At 40.4% G+C, this 5,830-nt stretch carries 4 protein-coding genes and 3 pseudogenes; 5 read left to right on the forward strand and 2 right to left on the reverse strand.

What is annotated here, in order from left to right:
• The 3 genes from G541_RS09755 to G541_RS0108070 form a co-directional block, all read left to right on the forward strand.
• The coding region (locus tag G541_RS09755) for an IS30 family transposase (protein ID WP_035163257.1) at positions 1–306 on the forward strand (306 nt) is incomplete at its 5' end.
• 342 nt (positions 307–648) lie between these two features.
• Entirely contained in the window at positions 649–1,290 is a 642-nt protein-coding gene (locus G541_RS0108065) for a recombinase family protein (protein ID WP_027827102.1), read from the forward strand.
• A complete protein-coding gene (locus tag G541_RS0108070) occupies positions 1,287–1,790 on the forward strand; it encodes a hypothetical protein (protein ID WP_027827103.1) in 504 nt (167 codons plus the stop codon). Before G541_RS0108065 ends, G541_RS0108070 begins: the two co-directional genes overlap by 4 nt.
• Positions 1,791–1,831: 41 nt before the next feature.
• On the opposite strand, the pseudogene G541_RS09760 reads toward G541_RS0108070, so the two are convergent.
• Positions 1,832–2,313: pseudogene (locus tag G541_RS09760) on the reverse strand (transposase).
• A 193-nt stretch (positions 2,314–2,506) separates the two neighbouring features.
• Here G541_RS09760 and G541_RS0108080 point away from each other — a divergent pair.
• Positions 2,507–3,601 (forward strand): alpha-amylase family protein, encoded by a 1,095-nt coding sequence (locus G541_RS0108080; RefSeq protein ID WP_027827104.1) that lies wholly within the window; start codon positions 2,507–2,509, stop codon positions 3,599–3,601.
• Positions 3,602–4,176: 575 nt separating this feature from the next.
• Positions 4,177–5,362, forward strand: a pseudogene (locus G541_RS09770) (IS256 family transposase).
• A gap of 38 nt (positions 5,363–5,400) precedes the next feature.
• Here G541_RS09770 and G541_RS10290 read toward each other — a convergent pair.
• Positions 5,401–5,523, reverse strand: a pseudogene (locus tag G541_RS10290) (transposase); the annotation flags it as partial.
• Positions 5,524–5,830 lie beyond the last annotated feature (307 nt).

Raw genomic sequence — 5,830 nt, forward strand, 5'->3', positions numbered from 1 at the left:
ATCTTTAAGTCTATCACAACCGATAACGGCTCCGAGTTCGCGGATCTATCAAATCTTGAGCAAGTTTCCAAGACGCTTGTGTATTATGCTCACCCTTATACATCCTGTGATAAAGGTAGCGTAGAGCGGCACAACGGGCTTATCAGACGCTATATTCCTAAGGGAGACCGGATAGATAAGTACAGCGTGGAAGACATTGCTAAGATCGAAGTATGGTGCAACTCTCTTCCTCGAAAGATCTTAAACTACAAGACTCCAGAAGAGTGCTTTGACATAGAGCTTGACCATATTTATCGACACAGATAGTCAAAATCTACCAGATGCTATTGGCAAGTGTTCAATTTATTATTGCAATTGGCGTGTTTATAGTTTATTCCAAATCAAACTCGACTTAACATCATCCATACTCACCGCACTTCTTATATCAATGCGGGAGGTTCAAGGTGTTATAATTCCTGATACATCAACATTTATAAATAAATCACATTTCTTATATACAATGGGAATGCCCATGATGTGTTAATATTTGTTTTTTTACCAGTTCTACTTATTAGTTTGACACCTATTAATCTATTCAATTTCATTTGTGAGATTGAATAGATTTTTTATTAGAACAAGTAAGGAATATAAATAAGGAGTGATAATACAATGACTATGTACGGTTACGTCTCTGGTTATTATAGAGATAAATTTATTAAGGATCCTGATTTTGAGCGTCACGCTACGGTTCTTTTAGGCAGTGGAATCTCTATTGAAAACTGTTTTGCGGACAGGTTTAGTCATACTAATAAAGAGCGATATAAATTACATAAGTTCTTTGCTTGTGTTGCCAAAGAAGGAGACATATTGTTTGTCCCTGAATTAACAGATCTGTACAGTAACGTCCGTGAGTTATGTTGCCTTATGCATGAGGTAGAAAATACTGGCATAATAATTAAAAGTAGTGATATGGAGCTTAGCAACGATAGTGCTGCTAGTAATTGGATTATAGCATCACAATTAGCCCACCTTGACTACCTCCATTATTTGCGTCAAAAACACGCTTCTAAGGCAATTAAGAAGGCTAAGTATCAATCAATGCTGAATACAGGAGGACGCCATAAACGCGTTATCACGCCTAAATATCGCCAAGCATATGCTTACTTGCAAACACATACCTATACTGCAACGGAATTAAAATTTCACCTTTCAAAATCTACTCTTTACAGGATTAAAAGGCAAATCAATAACAGAAAGCAGCTCATTAATATGCACCAGAGTTACAATGCCAGTCGAGGTGATGTTCAATGAAAGAAAACAAAACATTAATATATTGGGTTGATCTAACTGGTCCTGCAGCACTTGACGAAATTGTCAGACTAACCATTATGGACACTAACGATAATGTATTATTCAATCATATATTTAGTACCAAGCTAGTTGACTGGTGGTACTCTGACTTAAATGGCATTAGGCCTGAAGATACATATAATGAACAAACATTTGAATCTTACAAAGATGAGATACAAAAGATATTTAACAGAGCAAATAAGCTGATTACATTCAATGCGTCAAACTTTTTCTTAGAAAAACAAGGCATTACAATATCAACTAATACCGTAGTCGAGGATTTAGCAGACCCCTTTAGAGTCACTGGGGATGAAAATGATACTATAGATAATCTATGTGCCTATTATGGATATCCATTATCAGATAACATATACAATCGTACAGGGGTTGATTACGCAAAAGCAGTCAATTATTGTCGGCATGAAATGGATAGGTATATAAAAGCACAAGAAAGTAAATAACTTTTTACGATGGCAGATTGCAAGAAATAACTTGAACGAATTTAGTGACGTAAATTAAGCAGGAAGATCTCGATTGGTGTGCGCCAGTTAAGACATTTAAGTGGCCGGGAATTCAGATACCAATTGATTTGAACCAGCTGGCGATCGCTCAGCTCTTCAATAGCTTGTCCCTTGGGAATAAATCGTCGCAAAACTCGGTTACGGTTCTCATTACTACCGCGTTCATGTGGTGAATAAGCATGGGCAACTTGTTCAGGGGACCACTTCTGGACTTGAATCTTTTCCTCGACCAAGTGTTTAAGGTTTTTAGTGAGCGGAGACTCCGCCCCCGTTGACTAACCTTTTGTTCAAAGTCAGTTTGCGCTAGCCCAGCCTGGTACTCACTATTTAGCCGGTGAAGTTCGTTAAAGATGGTGGTCTTACTAAAGCCTAAGTAGTTAGCGATGTATCGCAAGGAACGTCCTTCATTATGAAGCGTTTCAATGACAACACGGTTCTGGAATGATAAAATAGTGGTGCTCATCAAGGTCCTTCTTTCTAATGGATTGTGTGGTAACACCATTAAAGACCTTGATGGGTTTTTCTGTCCACTTAAATGTTCAACTTAAATTTTACAATCTGCCAAATATATTATTGATTCGGTCACTTACTGGGCGAAAAATTATAATATTGACGGATTCCGTTTTGACGAAATGACACTTTTAGACAGCACGACTATGAACAAACTGCGTGCTGAACTGACTGCAATTGACCCACATATTATTATGTATGGCGAAGGTTGGTGGGATTCTAATTTAAATCATATTTCTGAAACGTCTCTCAATAATTGGAAAGAGGTTCCTGGTATTGGGTTCTTCAATCCTAGTGAACGTGACGCCATTGTTAATAATGGCGGTTCCGCAGATGGATTCGCATCAAGAAATACGGCAAGTACCACAAAGGTTGCAAGAGCCCTTTTGGGTTCTGAAGGTTGGAACGGAAATGATGCACTACAAGCCTTTTGGACGCCAAGCCAGTCTATCAATTATGTTGAATGTCATGATAGCTTCACTTTAAATGACGCACTATGGTTAGCTAATCCGAATGATTCTGTGTTGACACACCAAGCACGATTGATACTCGCAAATGCAATAAATATTATTGCAAATGGTGTGACATTTATGGAAACCGGCCAGGAGTTTGGCCGATCCAAATTAGTTGATCCGTCAAGCCTGACGCCACTCTCCGCTACACAGGTGCAAGCTTATCAATCGGGTACTACGGCAAAGCCTGCATGGTATGCTGCGTCATGGGATACTGCCAAAAATTCATACAATGGACTTTTTGGTGTGGATAGTAATGGTAAATACTATGGTAATTATTGGCAAGGTAGTAATCTTGGCACCACAATATTTGCGGGAGACGTAGTCAATGGCATAAATTGGGATAATGTCAAGGATAATCAACATGATGTTGATTTAATTAGTAATTTGATCAAATTTAAAAAGTCCAATCCACAATTTTGGCCTGATGATTATAGTAAACTTGCTTTTAGTCCTGACATAATGGGCGTAGAAAATGTAACAAATGCGTCAAATGGAGTGATTACAGAAGAACTAGCATCTGGTTTGGACAAATATTTAGTCGTATTTAATGCTAGTGGTAATTCGGTCACAATTGGTCAAGGCGGTCAGTTTTATGGTAGTTTAAATTTGACGGGTAAAAATGTAATCGTTTCTAATGAAGGTAGCTTATCAGCTAATCAAATTTCTAATAGCTCTGTCACTATGTCAGATTTGACATTTGCCATTATCCAACTTCCCTTTTCTTAATCTACTGCTTTTTATCCCCCTCGCCTTCGTGGTGAGGGGGATTTTTTGCGTTAAAAGGGTAAAAAGCATTTGTTTTTTGAAAGCGGGCAAGGAAACACGTTCTTTTAAGGACGTGATGAATTGCCTTTTTTTGTGCCCTTAGGGCACATGATCGAACCGTAATGTAATATAATTATTGGTATGAAAGATTGGCCCCCTGTCAATAAAATAGACAATTTAAATAGAAGCTTTTTTGTCCTATGCCACGGCCAAACTCCCCAGTTTCAGTAAACAGCTTAATCCATTTATGTAATGTACTAGCCCCAATACATAGATTCTTACTTATTTCATTCATGGTCATGTGATCCTTGTTATCTAAGTAATACTGAACGGCCTGTTCCTTAAATTCCTTGTCATAACTGTGCTTCGTCATTATTTGATTCTCCAATTTACTTCCTTAATTATACTAAGTCAGGGTCTCTATTTAACTTGTACACTTTTTATTCTAGGCCCACCTTGAGGGTATTGAAAAAGGGAAAGCCTTCCCCGTATGATTGAAATCGCTAAAAACCAATCAGAATACGGAGGCTTTCCCCATGAACCAGTTTAACAAAGATATTATCGCAGCGCTATCTTCCGACAAAGATATTACCCTGAATGAAGTCTTACGTCGTCAAATTGAAGTGGCCGCTAATCAGTTCCTTCAAAATGAACTGACTGCGGTGCTAGGCTACGAACCACATACCCGGATCGACCGATCAAAAGACGACGTGAACTACCGGAACGGGACGTACACCCGCACGATCGACACTGAGTACGGTGAAATTAATCTGACGATCCCACGGGACCGGTTAAATAAGTTTCGAAACGCCCTCTTCCCTCCTTACGTGCGTCGGACTGATGGACTGGAGGAAATGGTCATCAAGATGTACTCCAAGGGCGTCACAACTCGTGAAATCGCTGATATGGTTGAGAGAATGTACGGCCACTACTACTCACCAACCACGGTTTCAAACATCACTAAGCGGACGGAACACCTGGTTGAAGAGTTCCACGAGCGCAAATTCAAGTACTCACAGTACGTCTGTGTTCCTCGATGCTACTTACATTCCGTTACGCCGTGGTACCGTTGAACGAGAAGCCGTTAACGTAGCGATCGGAATTCGAAGTGACGGCGGTAAGGAAGTTCTTGACTACAGTATCGCACCGACCGAGAACGGAGCCGCTTGGTCTGAACTACTCCAGGGATTACGCGCACGGGGGATTAAAGATATTCAGTTGTTCATCGCCGACGGTTTAGTTGGACTTCAATCTGCGATTGAGGCTAACTACCCGCAGGCGAAGTTTCAACGGTGCTGGGTCCACGCAGAGCGCAACCTTTTAGGGTACGTTCGCAAAAACGATCGCAGGGAGATTATCACCGACTTTAAGGCTATTCGGCAAGCAGAGAACCTACAAGCCGCCAAAGAACGATTGGCGGCTTTCAGTGCTAAGTGGGAGTCCCGTTATAAGCGTCGAATCAAGAATCTAGTCCAAATGGAGGAGCTATTCACGTTCTTCAGTTTTCCAACTGCGATCCGTCAGACCATCTACTCGACGAACCTAATTGAGTCGTTCAATAAGAGCCTGAAGAAGATGGTCCGACGTAAAGAGCAGTTCCCAAACGAAGGAGCCCTCGATCGCTTTATCATGACGCAAGTGATGGAGTACAACGATAAATTTGAGAATCGAGCACATCGGGGATTCAAGGACTGTCACGACACGCTTGATTCGATGTTTTAGAATTGCCAATTCATGCGGGCGAAGTTTCCTTTTTTACACAACATTCTTGACACACTCTCTCCTTGCAAGACTTTGTTACGGTATTTAGTTCCCCAAATAATATGGTAATTTAAGTTATATACAGAAGTTCTTCCATATGTGAGTCTATTTGTATCTTTCATACCAATAATTATATTATATATTTATCTATCCATGTGTCCTAAAGGACACAAAATTAGGGCCATTCATCACGTCCTTAAAAGAACATGTTTCCTTGCCCCTTTTCAGAAAATTAACAGGCCAGTTTAAAACTGGTTTATCAATAAAAGCGGGTCACTCCACCCCATGATTCAAGTCATGTGTTGGAGTGACCCTTTGGCGTCCCCACGGTCCGCTAGTCCTCAATCAAACTGTCAGTTGTCCTTAATCGGGGGCGCTTACCGTCTTAATTTTGGTAGTTAACCGTTTGCTGATCCGCCAAGGCGTAGG

It is taken from the genome of Ligilactobacillus saerimneri DSM 16049, assembly GCF_000423265.1.
GTDB lineage: Bacteria > Bacillota > Bacilli > Lactobacillales > Lactobacillaceae > Ligilactobacillus > Ligilactobacillus saerimneri.